This is a genomic window from Paraburkholderia sp. GAS82 (assembly GCF_050436285.1).
GTDB classification, from domain to species: domain Bacteria; phylum Pseudomonadota; class Gammaproteobacteria; order Burkholderiales; family Burkholderiaceae; genus Paraburkholderia; species Paraburkholderia phenazinium_B.
Window position 1 is genome coordinate 587,163 of record NZ_JBNDLX010000004.1, and the last position, 18,748, is coordinate 605,910.

Below are 18,748 nucleotides of genomic sequence, written 5' to 3' on the forward strand. Positions count from 1 at the left end.
CGCTCACCCTTCCCCCATTTGCCGGACTTTGGCGGCGAACGCGTTCAGGGCGAATGCTGACGGCCGTCTTCGATGAAATTCACCGCTGCGGCCGGGGTTCGGCATAGTGCCGCTGCCAGACTGGAAATTTCGTCAAAGGCCTGGCAGTCACGCCGACAGGCGCCTCGCGAAAGATCCCGAAACGAAAATATTTCAGGAAATCGGCTCAAGAAACGCTTCAGCCTGCCGTTATCACGAGGATAGGCCGGTAATCGGGCGCTTCTCTGGTGTTGGCCAGTCAGCCCCAAAGCCGCGTCGCATTGCTTTCGAGCCAATCGAGGGATTCCATGCAAATCCAGCCGACCACCACCGCCACGGCTTTCACCGCCGGTACAACCACCGCGACCACCTCGGGTGACGCGCCGTCCGCTTCGAAGGCTCGCACTGCCGCCTCGTCAGCCGCGGCTAGTGATGTGTCCGCTAACGCGGTCGCCTCGCCTGGGGCGACGTCATCGAGCGGAGCATCGGGCGCAGCGTCGTCCGGGTCGACCTCCTCCGCTTCCGCTTCAGGTACGGGCGGCGCAGGGGGTGGCGGAGGCGGAGGCGGCGGATCGGTGTCTTCCAGCAGTTCCTCGACCGAGCTCGACGAAATGAATGCGCTCGCCCTTTCGCTCGAAGCCCAGCTGGCGCAAGTATCGTCCGCCGGCGGCTCGGCGGGAGGCGCTGACGCCAGCCAGATCAACCAGATCAAAGCCCAGTTGCAAAGTGCTCAAAGCTCGTTGAGCGAAGCGCTGCAGAGTTCGAATACCAGTGAACTCAGCCAGATCGAGAGTCAACTGCAAAGCGCGCAAGGCGCCCTCGCGCAGTTGATGCTGGCTAGCGGTCAGACGACGGGGTTGGTTTCGAGTAGTGCTTGAGGGGGGGTGTCGCAGTTCGACCCGTTGTCGACTGGTCAGTCTGCGAAGACCGCCGCGTGCTTCCGAATGAACGCCTCAACAGTCATAGGCGGGGTTCCCGTCAGTTCTTCGACCACCTTGCGAATCCCGCCAAAAATCGACGGGTTTTTCGTCGCCTGGTAGGACTACTTAGCTTTAGAAAAATGAAATTTTTTCATGCAGCCGCTGGTACGGAGAACGCCGGCTGCGTGCTTACGCTGGGCCGCTCCTGCATTCTTTCGTACCATGCCAGGAGCGCGGTGCACTCAGCTGGCACTGGCAGCTTGACGATAGAAGCGAAGACCAGGCCGCCGATTACGGTGATGTCGGCCATTGAAAATTCTTTGCCGGCGACATACGGCTGATTTCGAAGAACAGCATCGAAGTAGTGCATTCCGCGTAGAGCCTTGTCGCGCTGCCTGAATCCCCATTCGGCGTTCTGGTACAGCTCAACGTGCGGCCCCAATCCCGGCGTTCCATGATGGAAATACACGCTTATGGCGTCGAGCAATTCCAGTTCGGCACGCTTGCTCATCATGTGGATCAACCCTTTTTCGAGCGGCGCCCTGCCAGTCAGAGTCGGCACGCCATCGAGTCCGTCGAGGTACTCCGTGATGGCTGTGCACTCGGCAATACAGGTCCCGTCATCGAGTTCGAGCACCGGCAGCGTGCCCGAGTAGTTCTTGCTCGCCATGAATTCGGGATTCTTGTGCTCGCCCGCGTACAGATCGACCAGCACGAACCGCACTCGCGATTGCAGATTCTTTTCCGCCAACGCAATGCGCACACGCGTCGGATACGGCCCTTGCGGGAAGTCATAAACCGTCATCGTCGACAAGTGATTGTCATTGATACTCGTTGCGATAGCACTCATTTGGCTTTCCTTTCGTAGTGGTGTCGTAGCGAACGACAATCTTGCATACCTACCTATCGTTCGTTAGGTTTACAATATGCGTTACAATCCGAGTTGTCAACACGGAGTAGTCGACCCATAAGTCACCTTCGATTTACCCGGCCACCCAATGCAATCGGCACACGCTGCCTGCTACTGGCAAGCCGCCGATCGACGGCGCGCGACGCGAAGCGGCAACTCAGGTTCCATCTGCGGTGATTTCCATGACAATTCGTCGTCGAGCGGCGAACCCCTGGTCGGACCGTTGCTTTACTAGCTCCACGACCGCCCGCGGGGCGACATCCGGCCCACCAGCATTGAATGGCGGCGCCGGAGCATATTGGAGTTCGAGCTGAATCGCCTGCGCTTCCTCTACCCCCGCCAACTCTGCAGCCACTGTCAATCCAAAATCGATGCCCGCGGTCACACCTCCGCCGGTGATGAGGTTACCGTCACGGACTACCCGACCGTGCGTCGGAATGGCACCAAGTGGCTCAAGCAATGTGTGGAAGGCCCAATGAGTTGTGGCACGCCGTCCGCGAAGCAACCCTGCAGCACCAAGCAACAATGCGCCGGTGCAGACAGACGTGATGTAGCGGGCACCGGCGGCCTGTTTGCGAACAAACGCGATCGTTTGAATATCCTGCATCAAGTTCGTCACGCCACCTCCGCCGGGAACACAAATCACGTCGAGTGGCGGGCAATCCCCATAGGTCGTTGTGGGCGTAAGGAGCAATCCATTGCTAGATGTCACGGGGTCACGTGTTTTCCAGATCAAGTGGGTCGTTGCGCCGGGAAGCGATGCGAGTACGTCGTGGGGACCGGTCAGGTCCAGCTGTTGTACTTGTGGAAATACCAGAAATCCGATTTGGAGCGTCATGAGGATACCTTGTCAAATGTATAAGCGATTTTCACCAGCGACGGTCTTCGAGGTGGACGGATCGATTCTATGCAGGTAGCCTTTGGCAAGATTGCCATTTACCCCTCAGTTTCTGCCATGTAATGTCAACCAAAGCGCGATCCATATTGCTGCTTGCTTTCCCGGACGTTCAACTCCTTGACGTCAGCGGGCCATTGCAGGTTTTTGCCTCCGCCAATGAACTGGCAGCGCAGCAGCGGCTCGCCGAACCCTACGCACCTCGAGTTGTTGCGGCCGAAGCCGGGCTCGTGACCTCATCTTCCGGCCTGGCCCTGCTGGCCCATTCCATAAGTTCAGTGAAAGGGCTCATCGACACGCTCATCATTCCGGGTGGCCGCGGCGTTTCCGCGGCATCGGAGGATGCGCGCTTGACCCGTTGGATACGGCGTCAGACCAGCCGATCGAGGCGCATCGCCTCCGTGTGTTCAGGAGCGTTCCTGTTGGCAGAGGCCGGATTGCTGGATGGGCGGCGCGTGGTCACGCATTGGGGCCGTTGCGACGAACTGGCGAACCGCTATCCAAAGCTGCGCGTAGAAACTGATCCAATCTTCGTTCGCGATGGCGATATCTGGACATCCGCAGGTGTGACCGCAGGAATCGATCTCGCCCTTGCGCTGGTGGAAGCGGACCTCGGCCGTTCGATCGCACTAGAAGTCGCTCGCGAACTCGTCGTCTTTCTGAAACGACCGGGTGGCCAGTCCCAGTTTAGCGCCGTGCTGTCGATGCAAAGGGCGGACGACAGGTTCGGCGACCTGCATGCATGGATGGTGGCACACCTTGCCTCGGACCTGTCCGTCCCTATGCTCGCCAGACGACTCCACATGAGCGAACGCAGCTTCATGCGTCACTACAAGGCGGAAACGGGCCGCACGCCTGCGCGCGCGGTTGAGCAACTCCGGGTCGAGGCAGCACAGCGACTACTCGGCGAGACCTCATGGCCGGTCAAACGCATCGCATCTCGCTGTGGATTCGGTAGCGAAGAAAGCATGCGGCGCAGCTTCGTCCGACTCCTGCGGGTCGCTCCGCAAGCGTACCGAGAGCGGTTCTCGTTTTGCTAGCACGCGCATCATGCGTACGCCATGCGATACAACGTTGACCGCGCCAGTCATTCCATCGAAAAACCGCCAGACCGTTGACGAATTTACAGAGAACGTCGAGTGACCGTTTGTGGCCGGTCATTGCCTGACGATGATCAGCGATGCCCGCCGCCCCGTCACTAGAAGCGATACAGCAAGCACCCCGCTCTTTCAACCTATGCAATTCACCTCTGAGCCGATTTAGATCTTCCAATTCGATATTGGCCTTGCGTGAGCCACGCTTCCTATAATGGCCCGCCGATCGCCGAGGACAGAAAAAAATCTCGCGCCGACGGCGGTTTCCGAAGGAGCGCTTCGATGTACACACTGTCGGCATCCCGCCGCCGTTTGCTCAAGCGCGGCGTGGCGTTAGCGGCGGCCCCGCTTGCGCCTCGCTTCGCGTTCGCGTCCACCGCACCGGCAAATGCCGAGGCGCTTGCCAACGTCACATTGCGCGTCGCCACCTATAAAGGCGGCTGGCCGCCGCTGCTCGCCGCTTCCGGGCTTGCAGATACGCCATACCGCATCGAGTGGCACGAGTTGAACAATGGCCTCTTACATATCGAGGCAATTAACGCGGACGCGCTCGATATCGGTTCGGGCAGCGAAATTCCTGCAGTATTCGCTGCGCGCCAGAATGCAAACGTGAAGTTCATTGCGCGTACCCGCGAGGATCTCAACAACCAGGCGACGCTCGCCCGCAAAGACACGCCTATCCAGCGGATCGCCGATCTGAAAGGAAAGCGCGTCGGGTATGTGCGTGCGACCACGTCACACTACTTCCTGTACCGGCAGTTGACCGAAGCGGGCTTGTCCTTTGACGACATCCACGCAATCAACCTCGCGCCTGCGGACGGCCTGCCCGCGTTCGCCGGCGGGGACATCGACGCCTGGGCGATATATGGCTATAACGGTCAACTTGCACGCAACCGCTATGGCGCACGCGAACTGGCAACAGGTAAAGGGTATCTGTCGGGCAATTTCCCGATCTACGCGAATCCGCGGGCACTCGACGATGCGCGCCGCCGCGCTGCGATCGGTGACCTGCTCGTGCGGCTGCGGCATGCATATGCGTGGGCAAATCCACACTTCATTGATTATGCCCGTGCACAAAGCGCAGAAACACGCGTACCGGTCGACGATCTGGTGGCCATGTTTAATAGACGCAGCGACGATTTCGGGCTGCTGGCCGTCACGCCCGATGTGATTTCAGGGCATCAGGAAGTTGCGAACGTGTTTGCGCATATCGGTGTGCTGGATGGCCCGACGAACGTCGCTCCGTTTTGGGACGCATCATTTACACCGATCATCCAGTCCGCGTGAAGCGAACAACCTGCCCCAGATCGCAAGCCTCAAACCGGCCGTGCCTGTCGCGTCAGACCTCGCCCAGTCCAATCGCCGATTGACGGCGATCGGCAGCGCGCGCCGCAAGATAGCAGGCCTTCAATCGATCAAGTTGAGCGATGTGGGAGATAAAAGACGGGTTGGCGGTCGAACCGCCCGTAATAAAGATGCGAACGAAATCGCCAAAAAAATACTTGAATATGTGCATATGCATCGATACACTGCACCCATGAACCGTTCACTCCGTCACGATGAATGTCATTGCTTCGCCATGCGTCAGGCGGCGCGGTACATGACTCAACTCTATGACCGGCATCTCCAGTGTGCTGGAGTGACAGCGGCCCAATTCACGATTCTCGGCAAGCTCGCGAGTCAGTCCGAAGTCAGGATTGCCAGCCTTGCAACGGAAATGGTGATGGACCGGACCACGGTTTCACGTGCGCTAAAACCGTTGGAACGAGAAGGGTTGATCAGATTCGAGCTCGACGAAGATGATGCCAGGGTTCATCTGCTGACCCTGACGGAGCATGGGAAACACGTGTACGAGCAGGCGAAAATGGCGTGGCGCAATGCACACGACGAAGTCGAACGCAAGTTTGGAAAGGAACGCACGACAGCACTTCGTCGTGAACTGTTCCTGTTGACACACGACGCACAACCCAACAGCAATATCGGCGGGTCGCGGCGGGCGAGCGGACGCTAGCTGCACCGTTTTTTTTTGGCATCAAAACGTGCGTATGCACGTTTATTTTTACCCAATTGCATGCATATGCACTTTTGAAGGCACGTGATCAATGGAAACCCTGCCCGACGACGATTGCTTTGCCCTGCGCCAAGCGTCGCGCTTTATCTCTCAGATCTACGGTCAGCATCTTGCAAATGTGGGCCTGACGACGACGCAATACTCCATCCTCGACCGTCTGCACAGGCATGGAGACATGACCATGCACCAGCTCTCCATGGCCATGGTCATGGACCGCACGAGCATCGTGCGCGCGCTCAAACCCATGCAGCGTGACGGTCTCCTCGAGAGCCGAAGGGATGGCGGCCGCGAGTCGACCATAGCCCTGATGAAAGCAGGCGTCACGCGTCTGAAAAAGGCCCGCCCCTATTGGGCTACAGCGCAAGCCGAATTCGAAGAACGTTTTGGAAGCCAGCGAATAAGAGCGCTGCGGAGTGAACTGTTCGATCTGACCGACGACTAGCCGTACCCGCGAACATGAATACCTCTACTGCCACTCCACTGCGGGATCCGATGGATTTGCCGGCGCGCACGAAGCTCGTCGCTTTCGGCATCATGTGTCTCGGCTTCTTCATGGCCACGCTCGACATTCAGATCGTCGCGTCATCACTTCGGGACATCGGAGGCGGGCTCTCGGCCAGTCAGGACGAACTGTCATGGGTCCAGACGTCTTATCTGATTGCGGAAATCATCGTCATTCCAATGTCGGGCTGGCTTACGAGAGTGTTTTCGACACGCTGGGTCTTCGCCTTTTCAGCGCTTGGATTCACGATCACCAGCATGCTTTGCGGGCTCGCGTGGGATATCGACTCGATGATCCTGTTTCGCGGTCTCCAGGGCGCGATGGGGGCTGCAATGATTCCAACGGTCTACACAACGGTATTCGTGATCTTTCCACCCAGGCAGAGAATTATTGCTGCCACCACGATTGGCGCGCTTTCGACGCTCGCACCGACGATCGGGCCGGTTATTGGCGGTTGGGTGACATCCGAGTGGTCGTGGCACTGGCTGTTTTACCTGAACGTCGTGCCTGGCATTATCGTCACGCTCTTCGTGCCGCGGTACGTCAACTTCGATCATGCCAATCTGTCGCTGCTGAAGAAAGGAGATTATGTGGGTATCACGTTGATGTCGGCGTGCCTTGCCTGCCTGGAATACGTGCTCGAAGAGGGACCACGCAAGAACTGGCTCGGTGATGAGGCCATTCTCCTGTGCACGTGGGTCAGTGTTGTGAGTGGCTTCCTGTTTATCGTGCACGCACTGACAGCAGACGAGCCGATCATCGACCTGCGCGCACTTGCCGTGCGCAACTTCGGGATCTGCAGCGTGCTGTCGTTCATCATCGGCATCGGCATCTTTTGCACGGTGTATCTGACACCGGTTTTTCTCGCGCGGGTACGAGGTTTCGATTCGCTCCAGACGGGAATGGCACTACTGTCGGTGGGATGCTTCCAGTTGCTCGGCATGATCGCCTATACCGTGCTCGCGCGGCACATCAACATGCGCTACCTGTTGATACTGGGACTGACGATGTTCGGCCTCGGCTGCTACCTCTACGAGCCCCTGACAAGCGACTGGGGCTGGCAGCAGTTGCTGCTTCCGCAAGCGCTGCGAGGCTTTGGCCAGCAACTCGCCATTCCACCCATTGTCATCATGGCCCTGGGTTCGCTGCCAGCTTCCCGGCTGAGATCCGCGAGCGGCCTGTTCAATCTGATGCGCAATCTCGGTGGCGCGATCGGCATTGCGGTGGCGAGCACCATGCTCAACGATCGCCTGAACTTCCACTATGAACGGCTTGCAGAACATGTCAGCATCGGACGTCCGGTTGTCGGAGCGTTTTTGCAAAGCAAGACCGGTCACATCTCCGAAGTGGCGGGCGATACGCTGAACGCTGCCAATGCAGGACTAGGTGAGTTGCATGCGCTCTTGATGCGGGAGGCGCTCACATTGACATTCGCCGACGCCTTTCTCGCCGTCGCGTTGTGCTTCTGCGTGGGGCTCATCAGTGCGTTTTTCACGCAACCGGTCGCTAATACCGCTCCGCCGCCCGATGCACATTGAATTCGCCCGCTCATTGCGATGAATGGTGGGCGCCGATCGCTTCCTGTTCGAAACAGAATTCATCGGCGCCGGCTTAGGTCTTCTCGATCCGCTTGACCTGAATTACATGCCGGACAAGTCCGGATGGAGATTGCGAACCGGGCTCACGCTTTCCAGCAGCGAAGCCAGATGCAGAAGTGTAGATTCCGCCATCCACGGCGAGACCAGTTGCACTCCGATCGGCAGCCTGGATAAGTAGCGAACAAGGCCAGGCTTTTAGCCGACCTAACGTTTGTTAGTTAGAAGATTGGGCGTTATACTTCGTCTCGTCAACACTCTTTGAACCGCAAGGGATGAGCGGAGGCTCTGGCAACGGCAAGCGCGACGGTCATCGCGGACTGATGGAATCACGCGCCCCTACCCCATCCGCAGAAGCTGAGGCAAACTACTGTCGGCAACTCAGCAATACTTGCTGTCGTGAGGCCTGCAACTTAAGCTAAGCCACCTCTGTAATTGCGGGGTGGTTCATGTTCAATGAGGGGAGATTCGTGGCGAACCAGGCAAGCACCAGTTCCAGTGACAAGATCCTGGCTGTCGCGACGAAGATCGCACAGGCGCACGGCTATGGTGGATTAAACCTCCGTACCCTTGCGCAGGAAGTGGGTATCAAGGCTGCAAGCCTGTACCACCATTTCCCGAGCAAGGCCGACCTGGCCGCCGCCGTCGCCAGGCGTTACTGGGAAGATGCGGCGGCGGCGCTGGAAGCGTTATCGGCCACGACTGCAGATGCGGCCGACTGTTTGCGCAGATACCCGGGGACGTTTCGCGAGGCGCTGGAGAACGACAACCGCATGTGTCTGGCCAGTTTCATGACCGCCGAATATGACGATTTGCCCGAGGTCGTGCAGAAAGAGGTCCAGGCCTTTGTTGAGGTCAACGTTGCGTGGCTTGGAAAGATGCTTGCGGCAGCGAGAATTGTCAGCTCCAGAGACGCCAAGAAGCGGGCCCGCGCCATATTTGCCGCAGTCTCAGGCGCACAACTGATGGCGCGAGGCCGTTCCGATATCAAGCTCTTTGATGCCTTGATCGAGAGCTATCGGGAGGCTGGACTCTTACCCGCGTAGGAATCCAATCGCGGTGAGGACCACACGCTGCACAATGCCCGCAGCGCCCTCGCCTTCGTCCGCGATGGCACTTGCCTTGGATGGTTATTGACAGATTGGTCCAGAACAAATAATCTCGGCTCATGGCTAGACCTAGAGAGTTCGATCGGGAAGAGGCACTGGACCGCGCTACGCGCGTGTTCTGGGCGAAAGGCTACGCCTCGACTTCAACTGAGGACCTGCTCGCTGCGATGGAAATCGGGCGACAGAGCCTCTACAACGCATTCGGCGACAAACGAAAACTCTACCTGGAAGCCCTGGAACGCTATCAACGGGAAAGCACCACGGGCCACCTGGAGCGTTTGAACGGCGCTGCATCGCCGGTAGGCGGTATGGAAGCGCTTTTGCTTGGCCTCATCGCCGAGGACGAGAACACTCGCGCACTTGGGTGTATGGGTGTCGGCGCTGTCGGTGAATTTGGGGCTGCAGATCCGGAGCTTGTGATGCTCCGGAGCAAAGTGGGACCCAAGCTTTCCAGGCGCCTGGCTGAACGCATCCGTGAGGGACAGACTTGCGGAGAAGTCGACTCCGCCATCGACGCCCGTGAAGCCGCCGCCTTTCTACAGATGACGATGCAAGGCATTCAACTCGGCGCCCGCGCGGGCGGCGACGCGAAGAGCCTGCGCATGCTGGCCAGATTTGCAATCAACCGCCTTAAATCGCGCTAGGTAAAGAAAAAACTGGCGCAGTTTCCGCGCGCCCATTTATGGACTGATCTATCAAAAACGGAGACAGAATTGAACGAGAATCGCAAACTTACGGGAAAGGTGGCCATTATCTTTGGCGGTTCGCGAGGCATTGGCGCGGCGGCAGCAAGGCGCCTGGCAAACGACGGGGCCAATGTAGCGGTGACCTACGTGTCGGCGCCGGAGCGAGCGGCAGAAACGGTTGGGGCGATAGAGGCCGCCGGACGGACCGGCCTTGCCATCGAGGCAGACAGTGCTGATCCGGCAGCGATCGAGGCGGCTGTCGCGCAGGCCGTGGATCGCTTTGGGAGACTGGACATTGCAGTTGTCAACGCAGGCATCCTGTTGCTTGGCGACGTTGCGACGGTGAGCGTGGAAAATCTTGACCGGATGCTGAACGTCAACGTGCGTGGCGTCTTCCTCTCCATCCAGGCTGCGGCTGCGCGTCTCGCTGACGGTGGCCGGATCATTACGATCGGCAGCAACACTGCGGTACGAAGCGGGCATCCGGGTTCGAGCGTCTACTCGATGACGAAGGCTGCAGTTGCAGTCATGGTGAAAGGCATCGCCATCGACCTCGCAGGCCGTGGCATCACGGTCAACAATATTCAGCCCGGGCCTACGGTTACGGATATGACAGTCGATCATATCGAGAGGATCAAGCCGCTCATTCCACTCAAACGCGCGGCAGATCCGGACGAGATTGCCGGTCTGGTTGCGTACCTCGCCAGCAAGGAGTCAGGCTATATGACCGGCTCCAGCCTCACCATCGACGGTGGCATGGTGCTGTGACTGCCAGTGAACGGACGGACCAGGCCAACTGCCCCGCCTGAATCCGGGCGCCATTGTTTTCGAAGGTCATCTTGCGGCAACGCGGGGCGCGGGTAGGTATTCACCCAGCCGTATTTTGCGGTGCTATCCTGCCCAACATCCCTTAGATGCCAGCCCGTCCGGCCTTTCGCGATTCCGCGCCGCACAACGCGCTTCAGCCGCCCCGGTCAAGATATGAAACTCTTCTGAATCGCATGGAGTACCGCCATGCTACGAACGTTCACCCAGCTCTGTCAGCCCGCCAACAAGGCCCTGCTCGTCGCCGCCGATGACGGACACGCGACGCTCACCGGCAGCGGCACCTACGCGATGCCATGGCACTGGCACGACTGCCTGATGTTCATCCTGCCGAGTCACGGCGCCGTCGAGTTATGCCACGAAGATCGCCGCGCGGGCACCTGGCTGTCGCAGGATCGCTTCGCAGTCGTACCCCAGGGACAGGCCCACCAGACCCGCGCCGGATGCGCCACTCACACGCACGTCGCCGTCTACGTCACTGGCGACGCGTTGCGCAAGCTCGATACCGGGGTCGGCTCGCTTGGCGAATTCCGCCGTCGCACGCGCACTCCCATCCTCGTGCGCCGGACCGCAGCGATTCGTGCGTTGCAAGACCTGTCGTTGCGCAACGACATGGGAGCCTATGGCGGCGCGGCCACGCGCCAGGCCCTGTCGGCGGCCTTGCTGATGCAGTGCATCGGCGAAGTCATCTCTGGAAAAACAGAGCCGGGGACCTCGCCGCGCGAGCATGGCATGGCGCTCGTCGCCGACCTCGAAGCCTTCGTGACTCGCCACGCGGACCAGGATATTCCGCTCGACGCGCTCGAAGAGCGCTTCGGCATTTCCCGCCGACACATTACGCGTCTGTTCCGCGAAGGCACCGGACTCTCGATCGGCGAGTTCCAGCAGCGCAAGCGGTACGAAAACGCCTGTCGGCTGCTCACCGACACGGACCTGCCGATCGGCGAAGTGGCATTCCGCGTCGGCTTTGAAAGCGGCGCGGCCCTCGCGCGCGCGATGCGCCGCATCGGCGACCATTCGCCGTCCGATCTGCGCGCGACGATGGCCCGTTCGGTCAAAAGGTAAGGCCCGTTCGAACGCGCGGCCCGGCGTCGATCCCCGTAAATTGACCGGATGGAAACACATCCCCGGTCAGCGGGGCTCACGCCGTCATGTCTTCACGTCATCAGGTCGAACTCGTCAGCGTATTCGCCGCCGGCCCCGGCGGCGGCAACCCGGCGCCTATCGTGGTCGACGCAGCCGGCATGTCCGACACGGAAATGCAGGAGGTAGCGCGGCGCTATGGCCACGAAAGCGGCTTCGTCCTGCCGGCGCCGCCCGGCTCCGGCTGCGACTACGAGTTTCGCTTCTGGGTCCCGAATCATGAGATGTCGATGTGCGGTCACGCCACGGTCGGCGCAGTCTGGCTGCTCCATCAAACCGGGCACTTACAACGTGACCGGCTAACCGTCCAGACCCGCAGCGGCCAGGTCGGAATTCGTATTACGGATTACACGGCCGAGGGCGCCGCGGTCGAAATCTCCCAACCCATGGGCCGGGTCGAACCATTGCCGCAGGCGCAACTCAGCCGCGACGAGATCCTCGACGCGCTCGACATCACCGAGGCACAACTTGCGCCGCTGCCGATCCAGAACGCCTGCACCAGTCGCGTCAAAACGCTGATTCCACTTGCCAGCCCGGCCGATCTCGACGCGCTTCGGCCGCGCTTCGAGAAAATCGAGGCGCTATGCGAGCGGATCGGTTCCACCGGTCTCTACCCCTACGCGAGCTTCGACACCAGCCGGCAAATCTTCGATGCCCGGCAGTTTCCGCGCGCCTCAGGCTATCCGGAGGACGCGGCAACCGGAATCGCTGCCTCCGCGTTGTCGTTCGGTCTGCTCGCCAATGGCCTGGTCGAGGCGTCCACGCGGACCATCACGATCCGCCAGGGGCGCGCGATGAAACGCCCGTCGCAAATCTCGGTGCGCTTCAGCTTCGAGGACGATGCCGCGTCCGGCCACCCCGACGGCTGCTGGCTCGGCGGCCCGGTTCGCTTTGAGACGCGTGCCGTGGGGGCGTCATGACGACTGTTATCGCGGACCGGCTGGCGCAGCTGGGCATGACTCTGCCGCCTCCGCCATCGCCGCGGGGCGTCTACGTGGGCGTGGTGACCCACGACGGTATCGCCTATGTCAGCGGCCAGGTCAGCCGCGTCGGCGACGAGATCATCGCCGGGCCAGTCGATCGCACCACCCCGCCCGAGCTGATCCGTCATGCGGCGCGGACCTGCGTGCTGCGCGCGCTGAGCGCGCTTGCGGCAGCGCTGCCGTCTACGACCGCGGTCGAACGCATTCTGTACCTGCGTGGCTTCGTCAATGCCGTGCCTGACTTCGTGAACCACAGCCAGGTGATGGATGAAGCCTCCGCGCTGCTGCATGAAATCTTCGGCGAAAGCGGCCGGCACGCAAGATCGGCACTCGGCGTCGCCGGCCTGCCGGGCGGCGGTCTTTTGGAAATCGAACTCACTGTCGCACTCGCGCGCGAATCCGTTCACGCGCAGGAAGGCGCCGGCAACCCCAGTGAAGCCGGGCCACAACACACCGGCGCACACCAACGCACGCCATAACAAGACGCGGGATCGCCGCTGAAACCGGCAGATCCGCACGATCATTTACCTCGGAGAACACCATGAATCGTCGTCAACTGCTGCAACTCGGCCTTGCGGCCGGCCCCGCCATCCTGTTGTCCCGCTCCATTCAGGCGGCCGACGCCGAACTGGTGGTCGGTTCCAACGTGGGCGCCCCGCCGTTCGCGTTCAAGCAGGGCGACAGTTACTCCGGCTTTGACGTCGAGGTCTGGAGCGAAGTCGCCAAGGGCATGAACCGTAAATGGCGCCTCCAACCGATGGAGTTCGGTGCACTGATCCCGGCACTTCAGACGCACAACCTCGACGTGATCGTCTCGCAGCTTTTTATCAAACCCGAGCGCCAGCAGGTTATCGACTTTTCCACGCCGTACTATAAAAGCGGCCTGATTGCGCTGACGCGCATCGACAACACCACCATCCACACCCCGGCCGATCTCGATGGCAAACACATCGGCACCGAAACGGGTACGGTCGCGGTCGGCTACGTCAAGGATCACTTCAAGGACGCTACGCTCGAGCAGTTGCCGAGTATCAACAATGCGCTGCTGGCACTGGAAGCCGGCCGTACCGATGCGGTCGTCTACGATAAGCCCCTGTTGTTGTACTACGCCAACACCGCCGGGAAGAACAAGGTCAGAGTGATCGTGCCGCCTCTGGAGGGACTCGATGTCGGCATGGGCTTCCAGAAGGGCAGCCCACTGGTCACAGCGGTCAACCTTCAGCTCGCCGCCATGAAGGCAGACGGCCGGCTTCAGGCGCTCAACCAGAAATGGTTCGGCGAGGCGTCGTCATGAGCTTTGATTGGGCGGCTGTCGTTGCCGCAATGCCGGACCTCTTGCTGGGTCTGCGGCTCACGCTCCTGATCGCTCTGGCCGGGCTGCTCGGAGGCATCGCGCTCGGGGTTCTGGCAGGCGTGACGCTGACTTACGGCAGCCGGCTTGCAGCGTTGCCGGCGCAGGTCTACGTGGCCCTGATCCGCGGCACCCCTATCGTGGTCCAGGTGATGTTCGTCTACTTCGCGCTGCCGATCATGATGAATATACGCATTAGCGCCACCAGCGCCGCCATCATCACCTTGATCGTCAATTCTGGCGCGTATAACGCGGAAATCATCCGGGGCGCGCTCGACGGTGTTCCAGGTGGATTGCGCGAGGCGGGCCTCGCGATGGGCCTTCGCTTTCATACCGTGCTGGCGCATGTCATCACACCCATCGCGTTCAGGCGCGCACTACCGGCGATGGGGAACCAGTTCGTCAACCTGGTCAAGGACACCTCGATTTTTCTCGTCATTGGCGTCGGCGAGTTGACCCGCCGGGGACAGGAAATCATGGCCGAGAACTTTCGGGCGGTGGAAATCTGGACCGCAGTGGCGATCATCTATCTGCTCGTGATCAGCCTGCTTGCGCTGGGTCTGCGAGTGCTCGAACGGAGAGTACGTTTGCCATGAGCATGATCGAATTTCAGCAGGCCTCCAAACGATTCGGCCAGCATGTCGTTCTGCAGCCGCTCGATCTCGCGATCTCGGCTGGCGAAGTCGCCGTTATCGTCGGGCCTTCCGGCTCCGGTAAATCGACCATGCTCCGCTGCATCAACGGACTGGAAACCATCAGTTCCGGCAACCTGCTGGTCGACAACATCAGCGTGCTGGGCTCCGCACACGACGTCAGGCGCATCAGACTCGAAGCGGGCATGGTGTTTCAGCAGTTCAATCTGTTTCCGAACCTGACAGCGATGCAGAACGTCATGTTCGGACCGATCCGGGCTCGCGGTCAAAGCAAGGCCGAAGCGCGCGAGATCGCCGGTGCGCTGCTGCACAAAGTAGGCCTTTCCGAACGCATGCATCACTATCCGTCGCAGCTTTCAGGCGGTCAGCAGCAACGCGTGGCGATCGCACGGGCACTCGCCGTCCGGCCAAAGCTGATGCTATTCGACGAACCGACTTCGGCACTCGATCCGGAACTGCGTCAGGAAGTTCTCAAGGTCATGCAGACGCTCGCCGGTGAGGGCATGACCATGGTCGTCGTCACGCATGAGATGGGCTTCGCGCAGCGCGTGGGCTCGCGTCTGCTCTTCATGGAAGGCGGCCGCGTTGTGCACGACGGCAACCCCGTGGAAATGCTGTCCACGCCGCCGGGGGAACGCTTCCGCGAGTTTCTTCAACATGTTCATTGATGGCCTTGCACTTCACGCTCGCACGCCATAGGAGTCTGCAGTCAAAATGATCCCGTCGCACTTTGAAAACGCTTACGGCTTTCGTCGGGACAGTGTCCGGCACGACAACTGGCGCGAAGCACCATGGAATGTCTGGGCCTTTCGCCATGTCCACGAAATCATCCCGACAGCGCGAATTCCAGCCACACCGGGTCTTGCCGAAGAACCCAACGTCAATGCCGACGCGCTGACCGAACACGTACTCGTGGTCCGCGGCGAACACCACACGATCGCGTCGATCCTGCAGCGGACCTCGACCGATGCCCTCACGGTGATGCGAGCCGGACGTTTCGTCGCCGATTTTCATGCGCCTAACTTTACGCTGCAAAGCCGCCATATTCTGTTCTCGGCCAGCAAGTCGGTCGCGGGACTGCTCGCCGGCATGCTGGTCGGCGACGGTCTTCTCGACCCTGACGCGCCAGTGGCGCAATACGTGCCCGAACTCGCGCGTTCGGCCTTCGGCGACGCCCGCGTCAGGCACGTGCTGGATATGCGAACCAGCCTCGCGTTCAACGAGGACTATCTCGATCCGAACGGCATCTACGCGCGCTATCGGCGGGCCGGCCTGCTGGACCCGCGCCGCGAAGGCGAGCCGCCGGAGACGGTGCTCGACCTGCTCGCTTCCCTGACCAAAGGTGCGGGCGAACATGGTGGTCCGTTCCATTACTGCTCACCCAACTCTGACGTGCTCGGCCTCGTGATCGAGCGCGCCTCGGGACAGCGCTACGCCGACTTCGCGGCCACGCGTCTCTGGCAGCCGCTGGGGTTGCGGCAAGACGGTTGCGTCACCGTGGACATCGCGGGCACAGCGCGCTCAGGCGGCGGCTTGTGCATGACCGCGCGCGATCTGGCGAGAATCGGCGAACTGGTGCGTCTCGGCGGTATGGTCAATGGGCGCAGGCTGATATCGGCGGCCTGGATGACCGATACGCTTACGGGCGGCAGCATAGAGGCATGGCGACAAGGAAAGTTCTCAAGCTGGCTGCCGAACGGCAAGTATCGCAACAAGTGGTATCAGGTCGGCAACGCCAGCGGAGCATGCTTTGCGATCGGCATTCATGGCCAGTGGCTGTATGTCGATCCGCTACGCGAGACGGTGATCGCCAAATTCTCGTCACAGCCCGTTCCGACCAGCGACGAACTCAAGCTCCTGAACCTCGCACTGTTCGAAGCGATTGCGGCGATGGCGTAAGGTACTTCAGCCGTCCGTCGACACCGTCACCGCCTCCCATTCCCGGATCTCACTCTCCAACGCGCACAACTTGTCCCTCACGAGCCCGAGCGCATCGCTACCGAGCAGGAGATGCGTAGGAGGGCAATCCGCGGCGATTGCGGCGAGCATCGCGCGTGCGGCCTTTTGCGGATCGCCCAATTGCTTGCCGCTCTTCTCCTCGCGCGCTTTGCGGATGGGATCGAAGACCTGGTCGTAATCCGCAATCGAACGGGGCGTTCGCGTCATCGAACGCCCCGCCCAGTCGGTGCGGAACGAGCCTGGCGCGACGGCTGTCACGGCGATGCCGAAAGGCTTGACCTCTTTGCCAAGCGCCTCGGAGATGCCCTCCAGCGCAAATTTGCTTCCGCAGTAGTAAGTAATCCCTGGCATGGTGATGTAGCCGCCCATCGAGGTGATATTCAGAATGTGGCCACGTCTGCGCTCACGCATCAAGGGCAGCACGGCTTTTATCATGGCGACAGCGCCGAACACATTCACATCGAACTGTCTGCGCATCTCGGACAAAGGCGATTCTTCCATAACGCCTTCGTGGCCATAGCCGGCATTGTTGACCAGGACGTCCACCGGTCCGACGCTCGCCTCGATTTCGGCCACGATGCCGTCGATGGCATCGAAGTCGGTTACGTCAAGTACACGTCCAAAAGCCGCGTCCGCAGACAGCGACTCGAAATCACGCTTTGCCTGCGCACTTCTCACGGTACCGACGACCTTGTACCCCGCCGCCAGTGCCTCTTGTGCGAGCGCACGGCCGAAGCCGCTGCTGACGCCCGTGATGAGCAGAATTTTGCTGGATGCCATCGAAGCTTCTCCCGAATGTTGACTGGAAAGTGCATACTAGTCTGAAGGATAAAGCTATCTAAGCCAGATTCCGCTATTTTTATTGCCTAAAACTATGAACGCCAGGCGCGCCTCTACCCCCAATCCCGACCTCTCCTCGGGAAACCAAAAACGGATGATTGCGTTGCTCCACACGTTGGCGCCCGATGAGGGCTACAACCTCACGGCGCTACCGAGCGTCCGCATCCTGCGCTCAAACCGGCCGTTGTCGCGCACGCCGGTTCTCTACGACCCCGGCATCGTGATCGTTTGTCAGGGTCGCAAGCGCGGTTATTTCGGCGACCAGCTCTATCTGTACGACGAGCATCACTATCTGGCCGTGTCCGTGCCGGTTCCGTTCAGCATGGAAACCGACGCAACCGAGGAGCGCCCGTTGCTCGCGCTGTACCTTCACCTCGATTTCACATTGGCCGCCGACCTGGCGGTACAGATCGACCGTGAAGGCGCAACCGAGCACGTACAAGCGCCCCAGAGCATGATGTCGACGCCGATGGATGACACGATGCAGGCGTCCGTGTTGCGCTTCCTCGAGGCGATGCAGCGACCGCTCGAAGCCGCGGTACTGGGCCCGGGCTTACTGCGCGAACTGTATTTTCGCGTGCTCACCGGAGCGCAAGGGAGCTCGATGCGCGAGGCTTTGGCGATGAGAGGACAGTTCGGGCGGATAGGCAGATCGCTACGCCTCATCCACGCCGGCTATGCGCAGCCGCTGGACGTGATGCAACTGGCTGAGGAAGCGGGAATGAGCGTTCCCAGCTTCCACAGCCACTTCAAGTCGATCACGCAGGTTTCGCCGATGCAGTACGTCAAGTCGACGCGCCTGCATCAGGCCCGCCTGTTGATGGTCCGCCAGGAACTGACCGCGGAGGCGGCAAGCCACGCGGTGGGTTACACGAGCCCGTCCCAGTTCAGCAGAGAGTTCAAGCGGCTTTTTGGCCTGACGCCGGCGGCGGAAACGAAGCGTATGCGCGAGAGCTTCGCCATTCCGGCTGCGTTCGAGAATGCGACGTACGTTTCGTCGCACTGAGTTTGGCATACCTCATTTTCTCTACGGATGTTTTTCGAGGTCATCGCTCATATCTCCGTTGAAAAGTCTCCATGAAGAAAAACCGCTCGTCTCTGTTTCCCCGCCAACGCGACGCATTTCTTACAATGTAATATCAACCGCCACAGTTGCCCCCTGCGAGCGTTGCCACTGACCAGGCAAAAATTCCC

Annotated in this window: 20 protein-coding genes; 17 read left to right on the forward strand and 3 right to left on the reverse strand. The window is 60.4% G+C overall.

Annotated elements, in window-relative coordinates; genetic code table 11:
* Positions 1-326 precede the first annotated feature (326 nt).
* Positions 327-896 carry a hypothetical protein gene (locus P3T17_RS15985; RefSeq protein WP_429407794.1) on the forward strand — a complete coding sequence of 190 codons (570 nt, stop codon included), beginning with the start codon at positions 327-329 and terminating at the stop codon, positions 894-896.
* A 193-nt stretch (positions 897-1,089) separates the two neighbouring features.
* Here the strand turns inward: P3T17_RS15985 and P3T17_RS15990 are convergent, their stop codons facing one another.
* Entirely contained in the window at positions 1,090-1,788 is a 699-nt protein-coding gene (locus tag P3T17_RS15990) for a glutathione S-transferase (protein ID WP_429407796.1), read from the reverse strand.
* A 217-nt stretch (positions 1,789-2,005) separates the two neighbouring features.
* A complete protein-coding gene (locus tag P3T17_RS15995; protein WP_429407797.1) occupies positions 2,006-2,686 on the reverse strand; it encodes a DJ-1/PfpI family protein in 681 nt (226 codons plus the stop codon).
* A gap of 122 nt (positions 2,687-2,808) precedes the next feature.
* Between P3T17_RS15995 and P3T17_RS16000 the strand changes: the two genes are divergently transcribed.
* The 15 genes from P3T17_RS16000 (at position 2,809) to P3T17_RS16070 (ending at position 16,654) form a co-directional block, all read left to right on the forward strand.
* Positions 2,809-3,783, forward strand: coding sequence for a GlxA family transcriptional regulator (locus P3T17_RS16000; protein WP_074265201.1), 975 nt, complete (start codon positions 2,809-2,811; stop codon positions 3,781-3,783).
* Between the two features lie 336 nt (positions 3,784-4,119).
* The gene (locus P3T17_RS16005; protein ID WP_429407799.1) at positions 4,120-5,124 is read left to right on the forward strand and encodes an ABC transporter substrate-binding protein; all 1,005 of its coding nucleotides are present in this window, start codon (positions 4,120-4,122) and stop codon (positions 5,122-5,124) included.
* 250 nt (positions 5,125-5,374) lie between these two features.
* On the forward strand, positions 5,375-5,848 hold the full coding sequence (locus P3T17_RS16010) for a MarR family winged helix-turn-helix transcriptional regulator (RefSeq protein WP_074265204.1): 474 nt from the start codon (positions 5,375-5,377) through the stop codon (positions 5,846-5,848).
* A gap of 91 nt (positions 5,849-5,939) precedes the next feature.
* The gene (locus P3T17_RS16015; protein ID WP_074265205.1) at positions 5,940-6,350 is read left to right on the forward strand and encodes a MarR family winged helix-turn-helix transcriptional regulator; all 411 of its coding nucleotides are present in this window, start codon (positions 5,940-5,942) and stop codon (positions 6,348-6,350) included.
* A gap of 14 nt (positions 6,351-6,364) precedes the next feature.
* On the forward strand, positions 6,365-7,948 hold the full coding sequence (locus P3T17_RS16020; protein ID WP_429407801.1) for a DHA2 family efflux MFS transporter permease subunit: 1,584 nt from the start codon (positions 6,365-6,367) through the stop codon (positions 7,946-7,948).
* Positions 7,949-8,475: 527 nt separating this feature from the next.
* Entirely contained in the window at positions 8,476-9,051 is a 576-nt protein-coding gene (locus tag P3T17_RS16025) for a TetR/AcrR family transcriptional regulator (RefSeq protein WP_429407911.1), read from the forward strand.
* Positions 9,052-9,173: 122 nt separating this feature from the next.
* Positions 9,174-9,758, forward strand: coding sequence for a TetR/AcrR family transcriptional regulator (locus tag P3T17_RS16030; RefSeq protein ID WP_429407803.1), 585 nt, complete (start codon positions 9,174-9,176; stop codon positions 9,756-9,758).
* A 69-nt stretch (positions 9,759-9,827) separates the two neighbouring features.
* Positions 9,828-10,568 (forward strand): SDR family NAD(P)-dependent oxidoreductase, encoded by a 741-nt coding sequence (locus P3T17_RS16035; protein WP_429407805.1) that lies wholly within the window; start codon positions 9,828-9,830, stop codon positions 10,566-10,568.
* 246 nt (positions 10,569-10,814) lie between these two features.
* Entirely contained in the window at positions 10,815-11,690 is an 876-nt protein-coding gene (locus P3T17_RS16040) for a helix-turn-helix domain-containing protein (protein ID WP_074265209.1), read from the forward strand.
* 86 nt (positions 11,691-11,776) lie between these two features.
* On the forward strand, positions 11,777-12,688 hold the full coding sequence (locus P3T17_RS16045; protein WP_429407806.1) for a PhzF family phenazine biosynthesis protein: 912 nt from the start codon (positions 11,777-11,779) through the stop codon (positions 12,686-12,688).
* Entirely contained in the window at positions 12,685-13,230 is a 546-nt protein-coding gene (locus P3T17_RS16050; protein ID WP_429407807.1) for a RidA family protein, read from the forward strand. Before P3T17_RS16045 ends, P3T17_RS16050 begins: the two co-directional genes overlap by 4 nt.
* A 62-nt stretch (positions 13,231-13,292) precedes the next feature.
* A complete protein-coding gene (locus P3T17_RS16055) occupies positions 13,293-14,045 on the forward strand; it encodes a transporter substrate-binding domain-containing protein (RefSeq protein WP_429407809.1) in 753 nt (250 codons plus the stop codon).
* A complete protein-coding gene (locus P3T17_RS16060; RefSeq protein ID WP_429407810.1) occupies positions 14,042-14,698 on the forward strand; it encodes an ABC transporter permease subunit in 657 nt (218 codons plus the stop codon). Before P3T17_RS16055 ends, P3T17_RS16060 begins: the two co-directional genes overlap by 4 nt.
* Positions 14,695-15,423 carry a glutamine ABC transporter ATP-binding protein GlnQ gene (gene glnQ / locus P3T17_RS16065; RefSeq protein ID WP_429407812.1) on the forward strand — a complete coding sequence of 243 codons (729 nt, stop codon included), beginning with the start codon at positions 14,695-14,697 and terminating at the stop codon, positions 15,421-15,423. Before P3T17_RS16060 ends, glnQ begins: the two co-directional genes overlap by 4 nt.
* Positions 15,424-15,469: 46 nt before the next feature.
* Positions 15,470-16,654, forward strand: a complete 1,185-nt coding sequence (locus P3T17_RS16070; protein WP_429407814.1) for a serine hydrolase domain-containing protein — start codon at positions 15,470-15,472, stop codon at positions 16,652-16,654.
* Between the two features lie 6 nt (positions 16,655-16,660).
* On the opposite strand, the gene P3T17_RS16075 is transcribed toward P3T17_RS16070, so the two are convergent.
* Complete coding sequence (locus tag P3T17_RS16075) at positions 16,661-17,494, reverse strand: oxidoreductase (RefSeq protein WP_429407816.1); 834 nt, start codon at positions 17,492-17,494, stop codon at positions 16,661-16,663.
* A gap of 94 nt (positions 17,495-17,588) precedes the next feature.
* On the opposite strand from P3T17_RS16075, the gene P3T17_RS16080 reads away from it, so the two are divergent.
* Positions 17,589-18,560 (forward strand): AraC family transcriptional regulator, encoded by a 972-nt coding sequence (locus tag P3T17_RS16080; RefSeq protein WP_429407818.1) that lies wholly within the window; start codon positions 17,589-17,591, stop codon positions 18,558-18,560.
* The last annotated feature ends 188 nt before the right edge of the window (positions 18,561-18,748 follow it).

What these genes read in the sequence shown, in the direction of transcription:
- P3T17_RS15985 (WP_429407794.1), top strand. Translation starts at nt 327, where the DNA reads ATGCAAATCCAGCCGACCACCACCGCCACGGCTTTCACCGCCGGTACA.
- P3T17_RS15990 (WP_429407796.1), bottom strand. Translation starts at nt 1,788, where the DNA reads ATGAGTGCTATCGCAACGAGTATCAATGACAATCACTTGTCGACGATG.
- P3T17_RS15995 (WP_429407797.1), bottom strand. Translation starts at nt 2,686, where the DNA reads ATGACGCTCCAAATCGGATTTCTGGTATTTCCACAAGTACAACAGCTG.
- P3T17_RS16000 (WP_074265201.1), top strand. Translation starts at nt 2,809, where the DNA reads ATGTCAACCAAAGCGCGATCCATATTGCTGCTTGCTTTCCCGGACGTT.
- P3T17_RS16005 (WP_429407799.1), top strand. Translation starts at nt 4,120, where the DNA reads ATGTACACACTGTCGGCATCCCGCCGCCGTTTGCTCAAGCGCGGCGTG.
- P3T17_RS16010 (WP_074265204.1), top strand. Translation starts at nt 5,375, where the DNA reads ATGAACCGTTCACTCCGTCACGATGAATGTCATTGCTTCGCCATGCGT.
- P3T17_RS16015 (WP_074265205.1), top strand. Translation starts at nt 5,940, where the DNA reads ATGGAAACCCTGCCCGACGACGATTGCTTTGCCCTGCGCCAAGCGTCG.
- P3T17_RS16020 (WP_429407801.1), top strand. Translation starts at nt 6,365, where the DNA reads ATGAATACCTCTACTGCCACTCCACTGCGGGATCCGATGGATTTGCCG.
- P3T17_RS16030 (WP_429407803.1), top strand. Translation starts at nt 9,174, where the DNA reads ATGGCTAGACCTAGAGAGTTCGATCGGGAAGAGGCACTGGACCGCGCT.
- P3T17_RS16040 (WP_074265209.1), top strand. Translation starts at nt 10,815, where the DNA reads ATGCTACGAACGTTCACCCAGCTCTGTCAGCCCGCCAACAAGGCCCTG.
- P3T17_RS16045 (WP_429407806.1), top strand. Translation starts at nt 11,777, where the DNA reads ATGTCTTCACGTCATCAGGTCGAACTCGTCAGCGTATTCGCCGCCGGC.
- P3T17_RS16050 (WP_429407807.1), top strand. Translation starts at nt 12,685, where the DNA reads ATGACGACTGTTATCGCGGACCGGCTGGCGCAGCTGGGCATGACTCTG.
- P3T17_RS16055 (WP_429407809.1), top strand. Translation starts at nt 13,293, where the DNA reads ATGAATCGTCGTCAACTGCTGCAACTCGGCCTTGCGGCCGGCCCCGCC.
- P3T17_RS16060 (WP_429407810.1), top strand. Translation starts at nt 14,042, where the DNA reads ATGAGCTTTGATTGGGCGGCTGTCGTTGCCGCAATGCCGGACCTCTTG.
- glnQ (WP_429407812.1), top strand. Translation starts at nt 14,695, where the DNA reads ATGAGCATGATCGAATTTCAGCAGGCCTCCAAACGATTCGGCCAGCAT.
- P3T17_RS16070 (WP_429407814.1), top strand. Translation starts at nt 15,470, where the DNA reads ATGATCCCGTCGCACTTTGAAAACGCTTACGGCTTTCGTCGGGACAGT.
- P3T17_RS16075 (WP_429407816.1), bottom strand. Translation starts at nt 17,494, where the DNA reads ATGGCATCCAGCAAAATTCTGCTCATCACGGGCGTCAGCAGCGGCTTC.
- P3T17_RS16080 (WP_429407818.1), top strand. Translation starts at nt 17,589, where the DNA reads ATGAACGCCAGGCGCGCCTCTACCCCCAATCCCGACCTCTCCTCGGGA.